The 16,159-nt window shown below is 74.3% G+C and carries 14 protein-coding genes and 1 pseudogene; 13 read left to right on the top strand and 2 right to left on the bottom strand.

Annotated features, from left to right (window positions below; all coding sequences use genetic code 11):
- Positions 1-9: 9 nt before the first annotated feature.
- Entirely contained in the window at positions 10-951 is a 942-nt protein-coding gene (locus tag ACFYOJ_RS10235) for a DUF2510 domain-containing protein (RefSeq protein WP_356554057.1), read from the top strand.
- 14 nt (positions 952-965) lie between these two features.
- Here ACFYOJ_RS10235 and ACFYOJ_RS10230 read toward each other — a convergent pair whose 3' ends face one another.
- A complete protein-coding gene (locus ACFYOJ_RS10230; protein ID WP_356553878.1) occupies positions 966-2,168 on the bottom strand; it encodes an amino acid deaminase/aldolase in 1,203 nt (400 codons plus the stop codon).
- A gap of 716 nt (positions 2,169-2,884) precedes the next feature.
- On the opposite strand from ACFYOJ_RS10230, the gene ACFYOJ_RS10225 reads away from it, so the two are divergent.
- The 3 genes from ACFYOJ_RS10225 (at position 2,885) to ACFYOJ_RS10215 (ending at position 5,820) form a co-directional block, all read left to right on the top strand.
- A complete protein-coding gene (locus tag ACFYOJ_RS10225; RefSeq protein WP_356554059.1) occupies positions 2,885-3,799 on the top strand; it encodes a hypothetical protein in 915 nt (304 codons plus the stop codon).
- The gene (mycP, locus tag ACFYOJ_RS10220; RefSeq protein WP_356553879.1) at positions 3,796-4,986 is read left to right on the top strand and encodes a type VII secretion-associated serine protease mycosin; all 1,191 of its coding nucleotides are present in this window, start codon (positions 3,796-3,798) and stop codon (positions 4,984-4,986) included. The genes ACFYOJ_RS10225 and mycP overlap by 4 nt, the downstream gene beginning before the upstream one ends.
- A gap of 102 nt (positions 4,987-5,088) precedes the next feature.
- A complete protein-coding gene (locus ACFYOJ_RS10215; RefSeq protein ID WP_356553881.1) occupies positions 5,089-5,820 on the top strand; it encodes an SseB family protein in 732 nt (243 codons plus the stop codon).
- Between the two features lie 13 nt (positions 5,821-5,833).
- On the opposite strand, the gene ACFYOJ_RS10210 is transcribed toward ACFYOJ_RS10215, so the two are convergent.
- The gene (locus tag ACFYOJ_RS10210) at positions 5,834-6,199 is read right to left on the bottom strand and encodes a DUF1844 domain-containing protein (protein WP_356553883.1); all 366 of its coding nucleotides are present in this window, start codon (positions 6,197-6,199) and stop codon (positions 5,834-5,836) included.
- A 385-nt stretch (positions 6,200-6,584) separates the two neighbouring features.
- On the opposite strand from ACFYOJ_RS10210, the gene infC reads away from it, so the two are divergent.
- From infC to ACFYOJ_RS10165, 9 genes and pseudogenes are all read left to right on the top strand, one after another.
- The gene (gene infC, locus ACFYOJ_RS10205; protein WP_356554060.1) at positions 6,585-7,250 is read left to right on the top strand and encodes a translation initiation factor IF-3; all 666 of its coding nucleotides are present in this window, start codon (positions 6,585-6,587) and stop codon (positions 7,248-7,250) included.
- Between the two features lie 110 nt (positions 7,251-7,360).
- Positions 7,361-7,555, top strand: coding sequence for a 50S ribosomal protein L35 (rpmI, locus tag ACFYOJ_RS10200; protein WP_003977225.1), 195 nt, complete (start codon positions 7,361-7,363; stop codon positions 7,553-7,555).
- 100 nt (positions 7,556-7,655) lie between these two features.
- Positions 7,656-8,039 carry a 50S ribosomal protein L20 gene (rplT, locus tag ACFYOJ_RS10195; protein ID WP_003989074.1) on the top strand — a complete coding sequence of 128 codons (384 nt, stop codon included), beginning with the start codon at positions 7,656-7,658 and terminating at the stop codon, positions 8,037-8,039.
- 181 nt (positions 8,040-8,220) lie between these two features.
- The gene (locus tag ACFYOJ_RS10190) at positions 8,221-9,069 is read left to right on the top strand and encodes an RNA methyltransferase (RefSeq protein WP_356553885.1); all 849 of its coding nucleotides are present in this window, start codon (positions 8,221-8,223) and stop codon (positions 9,067-9,069) included.
- 51 nt (positions 9,070-9,120) lie between these two features.
- Positions 9,121-10,260, top strand: coding sequence for an ATP-binding protein (locus tag ACFYOJ_RS10185; RefSeq protein ID WP_356553887.1), 1,140 nt, complete (start codon positions 9,121-9,123; stop codon positions 10,258-10,260).
- 175 nt (positions 10,261-10,435) lie between these two features.
- Positions 10,436-11,557, top strand: a complete 1,122-nt coding sequence (pheS, locus tag ACFYOJ_RS10180; RefSeq protein WP_356553888.1) for a phenylalanine--tRNA ligase subunit alpha — start codon at positions 10,436-10,438, stop codon at positions 11,555-11,557.
- Entirely contained in the window at positions 11,557-14,070 is a 2,514-nt protein-coding gene (gene pheT, locus ACFYOJ_RS10175) for a phenylalanine--tRNA ligase subunit beta (protein WP_356553890.1), read from the top strand. Before pheS ends, pheT begins: the two co-directional genes overlap by 1 nt.
- A gap of 445 nt (positions 14,071-14,515) precedes the next feature.
- Positions 14,516-15,856, top strand: a complete 1,341-nt coding sequence (locus ACFYOJ_RS10170; RefSeq protein WP_356553892.1) for a transcriptional regulator — start codon at positions 14,516-14,518, stop codon at positions 15,854-15,856.
- Positions 15,857-15,974: 118 nt separating this feature from the next.
- Positions 15,975-16,159: pseudogene (locus ACFYOJ_RS10165) on the top strand (hypothetical protein); the annotation flags it as partial.

Below are 16,159 nucleotides of genomic sequence, written 5' to 3'. Positions count from 1 at the left end.
GGGATGAGCATGACGCCTCCGCCCGGCTGGTACCGCGATCCGTCGGCCCCGCACCAGGAACGCTGGTGGGACGGCACGGCGTGGACCGGACACCGGCGCGCGCCCGAGGGCTTCGGAGCCCCCGTGCCGCAATCTCCGCAGTTCCCGCAGCCCCCGGCCGCGGGCGGCGGCACGGGGCACGGCGGCGGACGCGCGAAGGCCGTCGCCCTCACCGCCGCCGCGGCGGTCCTCGTCGCGGCGGTCACCACCGGCGTCGTCCTCCTCGGCGGGGACGACGGCACGGACCCCGACGCCCGGACCCCGCCGACCGCCACCGCGTCCCCCACGCCCCCCGCGCCGACGAGCGGTTCACCCACCCCCACCGCGCCGGCGACGGACGGCCCCGCCGTCGCCGTGGACCAGCTCAACGGCGTCACCTTCCCGCTGCCGGACGGCTGGGTCCTGCCGGAGCACGTCCCCGAGGACGACGTCGTGATGACCACGGACGGCACCTACAAGTGCCCCGCCGACGGCGGCGTGTGCCGGCACGGCCTCGTCATCTCCCGCACCGTCACCGCGAACGCCGAGAGCTCCCCGGAGGTCCTCGCCAAGCAGGACATCGCGGACGCGGCCGCCGACGCCTACGACGAGAACGCGATCGGCGGCCGGCCCTTCGGGGGCATCCGCTCCCACCAGGTCGTCGCCTCCGGACCGGTCGCGGTCGCCGGCCGCGCCGGGCACTACGTGCGCTGGCGGGTGACGACCGCCCAGGGACCCGGCGGCCACGTGCAGTCGATGGTGTTCCCCTCCACCGTCGGCACCGAGGCCCCGATCCTCGTCCGCTACGTCTTCGACGCCGGCGAGGACGGACCGCCGCTCGCCGACATGGACAGGATCACCGAGGGCATCCGGCCCGTCGGCGACGCGGCCACCGGCGGTGGCGTGGGCAGCGGCATCGGCCCCACGGCCTGACCCGCCGGCCCGGCCTACAGGAAGGTGCGGCCCTCGCCCCGGTACGTCGGCACCGTCGCCGTCACCGCGTCCCCCTCCACCAGGTGCAGCGCGTCGAACCGCTCGCACAGCTCGCCCGCCTTGGCGTGCCGGAACCACACCTTGTCCCCGAGGAGCAGATCGTCGGCGGGGGAGCCCAGCAGCGGCGTCTGCACCTCGCCGGCGCCCTCCTGCGGGTCGTAGCGCAGCCCCTCGGGCAGATACGGCACCGGCGACCGGTCGGCACCGGCCACGCCGGACGCCGGGTAGCCGCCGCCGAGCACGGTCACACACCCCACACCGGGCCTGCGCACCACGGGCTGCGCGAAGAGAGCGGCCGGACGCCCGCTGAACGACGTGTAGTTGTCGAACAGCCGCGGCATGTACAGCCCCGACCCGGCGGCGATCTCCGTGACCGCGTCCTCCGCGGCGGTGTGCTGCACACTGCCCGTGCCGCCGCCGTTGACGAACTCCAGGTCCGGCACCACGGCCCGCACCGCACGCACCACCGCGGCACGCCGCTCGGCGAGCTCCCGGCGCGCCGCCGCCTGCATCAGCCGCACCGCCCGGGACCGCAGCGGCCGTCCCGCCACCGCGTCCCCGACCCCGGCGACATGCCCCTCGTACGCCATCACGCCGACGACCCGGAACCCCGGCCGGCGGGCCACCGCCCGGGCCAGGTCGGCGACCTGCGCGGGGGAGTGCAGCGGGGACCGCCGCGCCCCCACCCGCACCCGTCCGCCGAGCAGCCGCAGCGAGGTGTCCAACTCCAGGCAGACCCGCACCACTTCCCGGCCGCCGTCGCGCGCCGCGTCGATGAGACTCAGCTGCGCCGGGTCGTCGACCATCACGGTCACGGCGGAGGCGAGCTCGGCATCGGCGGTCAGCTCCGCGTACCCGGCGCGGTCCGCGGACGGATACGCGAGCAGCACGTCCTCGAAGCCGGAGCGCGCCAGCCACAGGGACTCGGCCAGCGTGAAGGACATGATCCCCGCGAAACCCTCCCGGGCCAGGGCGCGTTCGAGCAGGGCACGGCAGCGTACGGACTTGCTGGCGACCCGGACCGGCTTCCCGCCGGCCCGGCGGAGCAGGTCCTCCGCGTTGGCGTCGAAAGCCTCCAGATCCACGATCGCCACAGGGGCGTCCAGATGGGCGGTAGCCCGGTCGTAACGGGCCCGGTCGGCGGCGCGCGCAGTCATGAACGCAGCCTGCCAGACGGGATTACCGCAGGGTAGGGGGATGTTCCGGGCCAATGCCGCGAGCGCGCGGACCGGGTTCCCCTCCGGGCGGGGGCACGCCGTAGAGTGACGCGCACGCACGGCGGAGCACTCCGGACGACCGGGTCGGGGCCCGCGCCGGGATGGCGGCCCGCCCGTGCGGGTATGCGTGCCCGGACGGCCGGTCCGCTCCGGGCAGGGGCAGGGACACGTCGGCCCGCGCCGGACGACCGGCCGGAGCCCGAGGGAACGGGGGGTGCATGAGCACGGAAGCGCGCCGCGCCCCCCTGCCCCCGCACCCCCCGGCCCCACCCCGCCCGGTCACCCCGCCGGCGCCCCGTCCGGCCACCCCCGCGCCCGGTGCCGCCCCGGCTCCGCCTTCCCGCCCGGCGGCCCCGCCGTCTCCGCGCCCGTCCGTCCCGGCGGCCGGCTCCGCCTCCGGTGCCGGGGCTGCTCCAGGTGACGGCTCCGTCTCCGGTGCCGCGTCGGCGTCCCGTCCGGCGACCTCCGTGCCCGGTGCCGCCTCCACGGCGGGGGCCGCCGCCGGGCCTCCGCCGCCGCGGGCCACCGCGCGGTTCCCGGACGCCCCGCCGGCCGTCGGCCGCGCCGCGTCCGGGGCACCGGGGCGTACCGCCGAACCGTCGGCACCCCGCCGTGACGACGTCCCCGCGGAAACCCCCTCGGAGACGACCGCGCGCCTGCGCCCGGTCCCGGCACAGGCCTCCGGGACGGCTGCGGCGCACGCCCCCGGCCCGGCCCCGTCGTGGGCCGCCGCGACGGCGGCCGGACAGCGGGCCCTCGCGTCCTTCGGCGCACCCGAGGGGCACGACGAGCGGACCCGGACCCGCCCGGCCGGCGGACGCCTGCGGCCCCAGGCCGTCGCCGCGGCCGTCTGCCTGGTTCTCGGCGCCGGCCTCGTCACCGGCGCCGTCACCGGAAGCTGGCTCGCCGGGGACTCCGCCGGCGCCGACGCGCACAGCGCCTTCACCGCGGCCGCGGACCTGTGGCACGAGGTGCCGGTCGACCGGCTCTTCCCGCCCACCGTGCCGGGCCGGGGCGCCGGCCCCGGCGGCGCCGACCGCACCTGGACCCGTGTCGCCGTCGCCCCCGACAGCGGCTGCACCGGCGCCTTCGACCCGCTGCTGGCCAGGGTCCTCGCCCCGGTCGGCTGCGAGCGCCTGCTGCGCGCCACCTACACCGACGCCACCCAGAGCCACGTCACCACCGTCGGCCTGCTCTTCACCAAGGGCGACCCCGCCGCCATGACCTCGCTGGCGCGCCGGTTCGAGAAGGAGGGCCTGACCCGGCGCGACGACCTCGTGCCGCTGCCGTACGCGGCCGAGGGCACCGTCGCCGCCGGCTTCGGCGCCGGCCAGCGCGCCTCGTGGACCGTCTCCGTCCTCACCGACGCCCCCGTCGTCGTCTACGCCGTCTCCGGCTGGGCCGACGGCCGTACCGTCGACGATCCGCAGCCCGCCGAGGAGGCCATGGAGTCCGGCGCCACCTCGGCCCCGGCCCAGGCCGGTCTCGGCCACGAGGCGCGGGGCCTCGCCGACCGCGTCGAACGCGCCCTGCGCAAGAACGTCGGCACCGCCACGGAGCGGCCCTCGTGACCACCACCGAGCCCCGCCGGACGCGCGTCCTCGGCGCCCTCCTCGCCACCGCCACCGCCGCGGCCCTCGTGCTCGTCCCGGCGCCCGCCGCGCACGCCGACGGCATCCGCGCCAAGCAGTGGGGCCTGGACGCCCTGCACACCCAGGAGGTGTGGCGCACCACCAAGGGCGACGGCGTCACCGTCGCCGTCCTGGACACCGGCGTCGAGGCCGACCACCCCGACCTCGCCGGCAACGTCCTCACCGGCAAGGACCTGGTCGGCTTCGGCGCGAGCGAGGGCGACCGCGCCTGGGCCCGGCACGGCACCGCCATGGCCGGGATCATCGCCGGTCACGGCCACGGCCCCGGCAACGCCGAGGGCGTCATGGGCGTCGCGCCGGAGGCGAAGATCCTTCCCGTCCGCGTGATCCTCGAGGACGCCGACCCCTCCCGCGCCAAGGCCCGCAAGACCCGCGGCAACGCGCTCGCCGAGGGCATCCGCTGGGCCGCCGACCACGGCGCCGACGTCATCAACCTCTCCCTGGGCGACGACTCCGCCTCCGCCCACCCCGAACCCGCCGAGGACGAGGCCGTCCAGTACGCCCTGAAGAAGGGCGTGGTCGTCGTCGCCTCGGCCGGCAACGGCGGCGAACTGGGCGACCACGTCTCCTACCCGGCCGCCTACCCCGGCGTCATCGCCGCGACCGCCGTGGACCGCTACGGCACCCGCGCCTCCTTCTCCACCCGCCGCTGGTACGCCACGGTCAGCGCCCCCGGCGTCGACGTGATCATCGCCGACCCCGACCACCGCTACTACGAGGGCTGGGGCACCAGCGCCGCCGCCGCCTTCGTGTCCGGCGCCGCCGCCCTGGTCAGGTCGGCCCACCCGGACCTCACCCCGGCCCAGGTCAAGAGACTCCTGGAGGACACGGCCCGCGACGCCCCCGCCGACGGCCGCGACGACTCCCGGGGCCACGGCTTCGTCGACCCCGCCGCCGCCATCGAGGCCGCCGGACGCCTGAAGCCGCAGCGGCTGGAGCCCGCGGCCCACGACGGGAAGTACTTCGGCCCGGGACCGGACGCCCCCGCCGCCGGCCCCGCGGGATCGGCCTGGGCGGCACCGCTGGCCGGCGGCGCGGGCGGCGTGCTGATCGTCGCCTCCGTGGTCCTGTGGCGCGGCCGCCGCGAACACCACGATCACCTCTGACCCTCACCCCCGACCCCCGCCGCGGGACAAACGGGAAACCGGACCGGAGACCCCGAGAGGCCGGTGAGGAGCCCCGCCCGGCCCCCGATAGGGTCGGGGACCGTGGCGAACAAGAACATTCCCGACCCCGGCTTCTCCGACGACGACGGCTCCGCCGACCCCCGGCTGAGCGCGGCGCTCGCCGCCTGGGCCGAGGACCGCACCGCCCTGGCACCGGTCCTGGAGGCGCTGGAGGGCGCCCGCCTGCTCGTGCCCGTCGTGGCCGTCCTCGGCGAGGTGGAAGAAGACGAGAACGGGCTGCGCCGCGAGAAGACCAGCGACATGGCCGTGCCCACCCTCAGGGCCGGGAACCGCACCGCGCTGCCCGCCTTCACCTCCACCGAGTCGCTCGCCCGCTGGGACCCGGCGGCCCGCCCCGTCGCCGTACCCCTGCACCAGGCGCTGCAGGCCGCCGCGCACGAGAAGGCGGACACGGTCGTGCTGGACATGGCCGGCCCCGTGCCGTTCGAACTCACCGGAGCCGCCCTGCTGGCGCTGGCCGAGGGACGTACCACGACCGACCCGCTCGCCGACCCGGCGGTCGTCGAGGCCGTACGCGGCGCCGTGGCCGCCGAGCCCGCCGTGCTCCGCGCCCACCTCGGGCCGGGACAGGCCGACGGCACCCTGGCGCTGGTCCTCGACCCCGCCGCGGACCCGGCCGCCTCCGCCCGCGCCGTCGCCGGACGGCTGGCCGCCGACGAGACACTGAGGGCCCGCCTGGTGCGCGGCCTCGACCTGGCACTGCTGCCGGCCGGGACGACGCCACCGGGCGAGCCCCTGTACGTCAGGAAGTGAGGAAGCGGCGGGTCTAGCCGTAGACCGGGCCGGTGTACTTCTCGCCCGGCCCCTGGCCCGGCTCGTCCGGCACCAGCGACGCCTCGCGGAACGCCAGCTGCAGGGACTTCAGCCCGTCCCGCAGCGGCGCCGCGTGGAAGGAGCTGATCTCGGTCGCGCTCGCGTCCAGCAGACCGGCCAGCGCGTGCACCAGCTTGCGGGCCTCGTCCAGGTCCTTGTGGGCGTCGCCCTCCTCGGTCAGTCCGAGCTTCACGGCGGCGGCGCTCATCAGGTTGACGGCGACCGTCACGATCACCTCGACCGCGGGAACCTCCGCGATGTCGCGGGTCATGGCGTCGAAGTCGGGATTCGCCGAGGATTCGGGAGGGGTCTCACTCATGCCGCTCACGATAGGCGCAGCACAGGGCGGGACCGTACTCGGTCTCGGTTAGCCCTTCCCCCGCCGAGCTGCTAACCTTGTGTAACGACCGGTCGGACACGCGCGCCCCAGGGCAGCGGGCCCGGCCCACAAGTGGAGGCTTCGAACTCCCACCTGGCCGTCCCCCGGACGGCGGGTCACCGGTCAGGCGGTCCCGTCCTCGCGGCGGCGACCGGCCCGAAATCGCGCCCCGCGTCCGTCGCGGCGGTGCTCCGGTAGCAGTTCGAGGAGCCCCGCCTGTGATCGTCCGGGGCATTTTTTGTGCGCCGGCGCGGTTAGGTCTAACGAACACAGACGTTACGCGGCTGTCCGCCAGACCGTCGCGTGGTGCTACCGAGGAGGATCCATCAGCGCCGAGCCCCGCATCAACGACCGGATTCGCGTTCCCGAGGTGCGACTTGTCGGTCCCAGCGGCGAGCAGGTCGGGATTGTCCCGCTTGCCAAGGCCCTGGAGCTTGCGCAGGAGTACGACCTCGACCTCGTCGAGGTCGCGGCGAACGCCCGTCCGCCCGTGTGCAAGCTCATGGACTACGGGAAGTTCAAGTACGAGTCGGCCATGAAGGCCCGTGAGGCGCGCAAGAACCAGGCGCACACGGTCATCAAGGAGATGAAGCTCCGGCCGAAGATCGACCCGCACGACTATGACACCAAGAAGGGTCACGTCGTCCGGTTCCTCAAGCAGGGCGACAAGGTCAAGATCACGATCATGTTCCGTGGTCGCGAGCAGTCCCGGCCGGAGCTCGGCTACCGACTGCTGCAGCGTCTCGCGGAGGACGTGGCCGACCTCGGGTTCGTGGAGTCGAACCCGAAGCAGGACGGCCGCAACATGATCATGGTCCTCGGTCCGCACAAGAAGAAGACCGAGGCGATGGCCGAGGCTCGCCAGGCGCAGGAAGCCCGCAAGGCGGAGGCGAAGGCCAACCCCGGCCGCTCGATGAACGCCGCGGACCCCGACGCCGCCAACGCCGAGGCCCAGTCCGAAGCGCCGGCCGAGGCTTCCGCCGAGGCGTGACCCCCGGGGACGCGAGTCCCCAGGACGTAACCGATACAAGAGCGACGCTCCACCGTGCCCGGTTTCACGACCGGGCATCGGAGCGCCACCGACGAGGAGATAACGGCGCTATGCCGAAGAACAAGTCGCACAGCGGTGCCAGCAAGCGCTTCAAGATCACCGGCTCCGGCAAGGTGCTCCGCGAGCGCGCCGGCAAGCGCCACCTGCTCGAGCACAAGTCGTCCCGTGTGACGCGTCGCCTCACCGGCAACGCCGAGATGGCCCCGGGCGACGCCGCGAAGATCAAGAAGCTTCTCGGCAAGTGACGCCCCGGCGCCTCCACTGAGCGCCGTACGTCAGGACCGGGACCCAATCGATACCGGGCCGTGTGAGGACAACCACGGCCCCGCTACAAGGAGTTAACAAGTGGCACGCGTCAAGCGGGCAGTCAACGCCCACAAGAAGCGCCGGGCGATCCTCGAGCAGGCCTCCGGCTACCGCGGTCAGCGTTCGCGTCTGTACCGCAAGGCCAAGGAGCAGGTCACCCACTCGCTGGTCTACAACTACAACGACCGCAAGAAGCGCAAGGGTGACTTCCGCCAGCTGTGGATCCAGCGCATCAACGCCGCTGCCCGCGCCAACGGCATGACCTACAACCGCTTCATCCAGGGTCTGAAGGCCGCCAACGTCGAGGTGGACCGCAAGATCCTCGCCGAGCTGGCCGTCAACGACGCGGGCGCGTTCGCCGCGCTCGTCGAGGTCGCCCAGAAGGCGCTGCCGAGCGACGTCAACGCGCCGAAGGCCGCGTGACGCTGCGCCGGCTCTGAGCCGACGTGACTGGACCCGCAGGTTCTGAGCCTGCGGGTCCTGTTGTTGCCGTCCCTCCGTGTTCTATCGGCTTGCGGTGCGTCGTGGCTTGTCGCGCAGTTCCCCGCGCCCCTGAAGGAGCGCGTTGCAGTCCGCGTCGATTCAGATGTGAAAGTGAGCAAGAGTGCGTCCCGCCTCGCCCGAACTGATCTCCCCCCGCTCCCCCCGTGTCGCCGCCGCGCGACGGCTGGCGAAGCGGAACTTCCGGGGGAAGGAGCGGCTCTTCCTGGCCGAGGGGCCGCAGGCCGTGCGGGAGGCCGCCGGGCACGGGGACACCCTGGCCGAGGTGTTCGCCACCGCCGAGGCCGCCGAGCGGTACGCCGACATCATCGGCGCCGCCCGTGACAGCGGCGCACGGGTCCACCTCGCCGCCGACACGGTGATCGAGGACATCTCCACCACCGTCACCCCCCAGGGACTGGTCGGGGTCTGCCGGTTCGTGGACACCCCCTTCGACGAGATCCTCGCCGCCCGCCCGAGACTCGTCGCCGTCCTCGCCCACGTCCGCGACCCCGGCAACGCCGGCACCGTGCTGCGCTGCGCCGACGCCGCCGGCGCCGAGGCCGTCGTCCTCACCGACGCCTCCGTCGACCTGTACAACCCCAAGGCCGTACGCGCCTCCGTCGGCTCCCTGTTCCACCTCCCGGTCGCCGTCGGCGTCCCCGTGGAACGGGCTGTGGCCGAGCTGCGCGACGCCGGCGTACGGGTCCTGGCCGCCGACGGCGCGGGCGAGGACGACCTCGACGCCGAACTGGACGCCGGCACCATGGGCGGGCCCACCGCCTGGGTCTTCGGCAACGAGGCCTGGGGCCTGCCCGAGGAGACCCGCGCCCTCGCCGACGCCGTCGTCCGCGTCCCCATCCACGGGAAGGCCGAGAGCCTGAACCTCGCCACCGCCGCCGCCGTGTGCCTCTACGCGTCCGCGCGTGCACAGCGCGCCGCCGGAGGGTGCCGCTCCGTCACCACGGCCTAGTAGGGTGACCAGCTCGGGGACCCCAGACCAGTTGAGAGGCGGGGCACGGGGATGAGTGCCGGCACGAGCAGCGCACCGGGAGCACACCGGACGGGGCGCCCACCCGTGCCGCGCCGGCCCGGCGACCTCGCCGGCCTCGGCATCGGGCCCGACGAGCTGCCCGACGGCCTCGTCGTCGCCGACGAGCACGGGCGGGTGATCTGCTTCAACGCGGCCGCGGCCCGCATCACCGCCGTCCCCGCCGACCGGGCCCTCGGACAGCGCCTCGAAGAGGCCCTCCCGCTGGAGGACCTCGAGGGCCGCCGCTGGTGGCAGCTGACCGACCCCTACGGCGGGCTCGCCATCCGCGTCGGCCAGCCCGAGCGCAACCTGCTGCTCCCCGGCGGCCGCGAGGTCCTCGTCCGCGCCCGCTACGTCCGCACCCGGCCGCTCGGCCCCCTCCACCGCGTCGTCGTCACCCTGCGCGACACCGAGGCCCGCCGCCGCACCGAACGCAGCCACGCCGAGCTGATCGCCACCGTCGCCCACGAACTGCGCTCGCCGCTGACCTCCGTCAAGGGCTTCACGGCGACCCTGCTCGCCAAGTGGGAGCGCTTCACCGACGACCAGAAACGGCTGATGCTGGAGACCGTCGACGCCGACGCCGACCGGGTCACCCGGCTCATCGCCGAACTGCTCGACATCTCCCGCATCGACTCCGGACGTCTCGAACTCCGCCGCCAGCCCGTCGACATCGGCGCCGCCGTCGGCCGCCACATCCAGGCCTACGTCGCCTCCGGCCAGGAGGCCGGCCGGTTCCTGCTCCGCCTCGGCCGGCCCCTGCCCGACCTGTGGGCCGACCCCGACAAGATCGACCAGGTGCTCAGCAACCTCATCGAAAATGCCGTGCGCCACGGCGCGGGAACCGTCACCATCGACATCACGCCCGCGGCGTCCCCCCGGGAAGGGGAGGACACCGGCACGTCGGTCACGGTGAGCGACGAGGGGCCCGGCATCCCGGAGGAATCCATGAACCGCGTCTTCACCCGCTTCTGGCGGGGCAGCAAGCGCGGCGGCACCGGCCTCGGGCTCTACATCGTCAAGGGCATCGTCGAGGCCCACGGCGGCACCATCACGGTCGGCCGCGCCCCCGGCGGCGGCGCCGAGTTCCGATTTACGCTGCCCGTGGCGGCACCGGCGTACCTCACCTGAGACGGCCGAGCACCCCACGGGCGCATTCCGCGTTCCACCACCCCGTTAGACTCGGCCTTTGGCACCTTTGTGTCCCGAAAACCGTGACGAGCCGTCCACGAGTCGGCGACGGGGACCATCAGCATGGGGGCACCTCCCAGCGGTAGCTGGGGGACAATCGGAAGCACGGGAAGAGATGTCGGCACCGAATAAGTCGTACGACCCTGTCGAGGTCGAGGCGTTGAAACCGGAAGAGATCGAGCGCATGCGGGACGAGGCGCTCGCCGCCTTCGCCGCCGCGGACTCGCTCGACGCGCTCCAGGAGGCCAAGGTCGCCCACACCGGCGGGACCTCGCCGCTGTCGCTGGCGAACCGCGAGATCGGCGCCCTGCCCCCGCACGCCAAGGCCGAGGCCGGCAAGCGCGTCGGCCAGGCCCGCGGCGCCGTGAACAAGGCCCTCGCCGCCCGCCAGGCCGAACTGGAGGCCGAGCGCGACGCCCGCGTGCTGGTCGAGGAGGCCGTGGACGTCACACTGCCCCACGACCGCGTGCAGGCCGGCGCCCGCCACCCGCTCACCACGCTCTCCGAGCGCATCGAGGACATCTTCGTGGCCATGGGCTACGAGGTCGCCGAGGGCCCCGAGGCCGAGGCCGAGTGGTTCAACTTCGACGCCCTCAACATCGGCCCGGACCACCCGGCCCGCGGAGAGCACGACACCTTCTTCGTGCAGGGGCCGGAAGGCGGCTCCGGCTCCGGCGTCGTGCTGCGCACCCACACCTCGCCCGTGCAGATCCGCTCCGCGCTCGACCGCGAGCCGCCGGTCTACGTGATCTGCCCCGGCCGTGTGTACCGCACCGACGAGCTGGACGCCACGCACACCCCCGTCTTCCACCAGGTCGAGCTCCTCGCCATCGACGAGGGCCTGACCATGGCGGACCTCAAGGGCACCCTGGACCACATGGTCCAGTCGCTGTTCGGCGCGGAGATGAAGACCCGGCTGCGGCCGAACTTCTTCCCCTTCACCGAGCCGAGCGCCGAGATGGACATGCTCTGCTACGTCTGCAGGGGCGCGTCCGTCGGCAACCCCGACCGGCCCTGCCGCACCTGCTCCAGCGAGGGCTGGATCGAGCTGGGCGGCTGCGGCATGGTCAACCCGCGGGTGCTCGTCGCCTGCGGCGTCGACCCCGAGAAGTACAGCGGCTTCGCCTTCGGGTTCGGCATCGAGCGGATGCTGATGTTCCGCCACAACGTCGAGGACATGCGAGACATGGTCGAGGGTGACGTCCGGTTCACCCGGCCGTTCGGGATGGAGATCTGATGCGGATCCCGCTTTCTTGGCTGCGGGAGTACGTCGACCTGCCGGCGACGGAGACCGGCCGTGACGTACAGGCCAAGCTCATTTCGGCGGGCCTCGAGGTCGAGACCGTCGAGCACCTCGGCGCCGACCTCAAGGGCCCCCTCGTCGTCGGCCAGGTGCTGACCATCGAGGAGCTGGAGGGCTTCAAGAAGCCGATCCGCTTCTGCACCGTCGACGTCGGCCAGGCCAACGGCACCGGTGAGCCCCAGGAGATCGTCTGCGGCGCCCGCAACTTCGCCGTCGGCGACAAGGTCGTCGTGGTCCTGCCCGGTGCCACCCTGCCCGGTGGCTTCTCGATCTCCGCCCGCAAGACCTACGGCAAGGTCTCCCACGGCATGATCTGCTCCAGCGACGAGCTGGGCATGGGCGACGACGGCACCCACGGCATCATCGTGCTGCCGCCGGAGACCGAGGTCGGCAAGGACGCCATCGAGCTGCTCGAACTGGTCGACGAGGTCCTGGACATCGCCGTCACCGCCAACCGCGGCGACTGCCTGTCCATCCGCGGCGTCGCCCGCGAGACCGCCATCGCCTACGGCCTGCCGCTGCGCGACCCGGCCCTCCTCGACGTCCCCGGCCCGAACGCCTACGGCTACCCCGTGAAGATCGCCGACCCCACGGGCTGCGACCGCTTCACCGCCCGCACGGTCACCGGCCTCAGCCCCGAGGCACGCTCCCCGATCTGGCTCCAGCGGCGCCTGCAGAAGGTCGGCATGCGCCCGATCTCGCTCGCCGTCGACGTCACCAACTACGTGATGACGGAGCTCGGCCAGCCCCTGCACGCCTACGACCGCTCCCTGGTCCAGGGCACCATCGGCGTGCGCCGGGCCGAGGAGGGCGAGAGGATCGTCACCCTCGACGGCGTCGAGCGGAAGCTGCACGCCGAGGACCTGGTCATCACCGACGACCGCGGCCCCATCGGCCTCGCCGGCGTCATGGGCGGCGCCGACACGGAGATCGCCGACCACAGCGACACCGAGAACGCGACGAGTGACGTGGTCATCGAGGCCGCCCACTTCGACGCGGTGTCCGTCGCGCGCACCGCCCGCCGGCACAAGCTGTCCTCCGAGGCCTCCCGCCGCTTCGAGCGCGGCGTCGACCCGCAGGCCGCGGCCGCCGCCGCGCAGCGCACCGTCGACCTGCTGGTGCTCCTCGCCGGCGGCACCGCCGAGGCCGGCGTCACCGAGATCAGCGCCCCCTCCGCGCCGCGCACCATCGCCATGCCCGCCGACCACCCGGACAAGGTCGCGGGCGTGACCTACGGCCGCGAGACCGTCGTACGCCGTCTTCAGGAGGTCGGCTGCGATGTCTACGGGCAGGACGAGCTGATCGTCACCGTCCCGTCCTGGCGGCCCGACCTCACCGACCCGAACGACCTGGCCGAAGAGGTCATCCGCCTGGAGGGCTACGAGAACCTGCCCTCCACGCTGCCCCGGCCCCCGGCGGGCCGCGGCCTCACCGCCCGCCAGCGGCTGCACCGCCGCGTCGGGCGGGCGCTGGCCGGCGCCGGTTACGTCGAGGCGCCGAACTACCCGTTCGTCAGCGAGCAGGTCTTCGACCAGCTCGGCCTGGACGCCGACGACCCGGCCCGCCGCGTCGTCAGGCTGGTCAACCCGCTCAGCGACGAGGAGCCCGCGCTGCGGACCTCGCTGCTGCCGGGCCTGCTCGGCGCCCTGCGCCGCAACGACGGCCGGGGCTCGCACGACCTCGCCCTCTTCGAGACCGGCCTGGTCTTCCACCCGCGCGACGAGCAGCGTGTCGCCGCCTCCCTGCCCGTGGACCGGCGCCCCGGCGAGGAGGACATCGCCGCGCTGAACGCCGCACTGCCCGACCAGCCCCGGCACGTCGCCGTCGTCCTCGCGGGCGCCCGCGAGCAGGCCGGCTGGTGGGGCAAGGGCCGCCCGGCCGACTGGGCCGACGCCGTCGAGGCGGGACGCCTCGTGGCACGGGAGGCGGGGGCCGAACTGGGCATCCGCAAGGGCCAGTACGGCCCCTGGCACCCGGGCCGCTGCGCCGAGCTGTTCGTCACCGTGGACGGCGAGGAGCGGGTCATCGGCCACGCCGGTGAGCTGCACCCGCGGGTCGTGAAGGCCCTGGGCCTGCCCGCGCGCGCCTGCGCGATGGAACTGGACCTCGACACCCTGGAGCGGGTCGGCGACAACACCCCGCAGGCGCCGGGCATCTCCACGTTCCCCGTCGCCACGCAGGACGTCGCCCTGGTCGTCGACGCGTCCGTCCCGGCGGCGGACGTCGAGGCGGCGCTGCGCGAGGGCGCGGGTGAACTCCTGGAGTCCATCCGGCTCTTCGACGTCTACGACAACGCCGAGCAGCTCGGCGAGGGGCGCAAGTCCCTGGCGTACGCGCTGCGTTTCCGCGCGGGGGACCGGACGCTGACGGTCGACGAGGCGTCCGCGGCCCGTGACGCGGCGGTCGCCCTCGCGGGCGAGCGGGTCGGAGCGGTGCTGCGGGGTTAGCGGGTGCGCCCGAGGGCGTGGGGTTCTGCCGGTCGGCGGCCGCGGGTACGCCGTGGTCGCTCGCGCAGTTCCCCGCGCCCCTCGGGGACGCCGACCTGACGCCGGCAAAGGGTGCGGGGAACTGCGCGACCAGCCACAGCGCGTCCGCAGGCGACAACACCCCCGCACCCTGACCGGTGCTCAGCCGCACCGTGGGAGCCGGCGGAGCCGTCCGCCCCGCCACGGAGTGTCGGGCAGGCAGCCGGGCGGACGGCGTGGAACGGGCCGCCGCACTGATACGAGGGGGAGCCGGCGGCCCGGCCGGCCTCTTTCGAGGCAGCCCAGTCAACCGCCCCCGCACGCCCCGCGGCAACGCGCGCACGGCGCGGATGCGCGCACTCCGTTCACACCCCGTGTGAAACCCGGCACACTACGCTGTCGGGCATCGGAACACCCGGGGGGCACCATGCAGCCCAACACTCTCCTCGACGCGATCCTCGACGAGGCGGGCGTCTCGCACGCGGGGCTGGCCGCGCGCGTCAACCAGGCGGGGCGGGCACGCGGGCTCACCCTGCGGTACGAACACACCGCCGTCGCCCGGTGGCTGAAGGGCCAGCGGCCGCGCGGCCAGGTCCCCGACCTGATCTGCGAGGTGCTCGCCCGCCGGCTGCACCGCCCCGTCACCCTCGACGACATCGGCCTCGGCGTGCCCGGGGAGCCGGCCGCCGCGCACACCGGCCCGCTGACCGGGTTCGTGGAACGCGCGACCGCCCTGTGGCGCTCCGACCAGCAGCGGCGCCCGCACATCCTCGGCGCCCCCGCCCTCACCGGGACACCCGCCGTGATGCCGGTGTGGGAGTGGGAGAACCCGCCCGAGGACGCGGACGTCTCCCGCGGCGGCCGGCACCGGGTCACCGCCGCCGACCTGGAGATGCTGCGCGCGGCCCGCACCCACTACGAGCAGATGTACCGCAAGGCCGGCGGCATCGCGACGCGCGCCCGCATCGTCGGCTTCCTCAACGCCGAGGCCGCCCCGCTGCTGCGCGGCGGCTACACCGACGCCACCGGCCGCCGGCTCCACCGCGCCACCGGCGGCCTGGTCGCCGTCGCCGGCATCTGCGCGTACGACTCCGACGCCCACGGACTCGCCCAGCGCTACTTCCACCAGGCGCTGCGCCTCGCCAAGGCCAGCGGCGACCGGGGACTGGGCGCCTACGTCATCGCGCTGATCGTCAACCAGGCGCTGTTCCTGCGGGAGTACCGGCAGGCCGTCGCCTTCGCCGAGGCGGCCCTGCGCGCCGCCGGCCGGCACATCACCCCCGCTCTCGCCTCCGACCTGTACGCGATGCAGGCGAAGGCGTACGCCCGCCTCGGCGACGGCACGAGCGCCCTGTCCTGCATCCGGCGGGCCGAGCGGGCGGCCGAACGCATCCGGCCCGGGCACGAGCCCGCCGAGACCGGCTATGTCCAGCCCGGCCTGGTCAACGTCCAGGTGGCGGAGGCACTGCTGAACCTCGGCGAACTTGCGGCGGCCGGGGAGCACGCCGCGAAGGCCGTCGGCAGCCCGGCGCACGACCGGGGCCGCGTGCACCGGCTCGCCATGCTCAGCACCGTCGAACTGCGCCGGGGCGACGCGGAGAAGGCGGTGGCCACCGCCGTGCAGATGGCCGAACAGGCCCGGGGGACGGAGTCGCAGCGCCTGCGCGACAGACTCCGCGCGGTACGCGAGCACCTCGTGCGCAGCGGCTGCGCCGGCACGGCCGAGGCCGCGGAACTCATCGACAGGGCCCTGCGCGTACCCCTCTAGCCCTCTGCTCCCCGAGAAGTCCTGCGCCGTCCCTGCGCCGGGAGCGGCCGCCGTGCGCCTGCTGCCGGGCCGCTCCTGCTGGGATATTGCCACCCACCTCACGAAAGGTGGCAGATCCATGCAGTGGACGAAACGGAACGAACAGCATGTGTACGCGAATCGCTGGTTCAGTGTGAACCTCGCCGACGTGGGGGGGGGGGGCGGGGGGCCCCCCCCCCCCATCCACAACCCGATGCGCCCCCGGGGCGTCGCGACGGGGGTGAACGAGGCGAACGAGGTCCGCCAGCTGTTGCGGGCCCGCGA

Source organism: Streptomyces sp. NPDC006384, from assembly GCF_042870695.1.
GTDB lineage: Bacteria > Actinomycetota > Actinomycetes > Streptomycetales > Streptomycetaceae > Streptomyces.
Note: the sequence above shows the minus strand (reverse complement) of the source record. Positions and strands in the feature narration are given on the sequence as shown.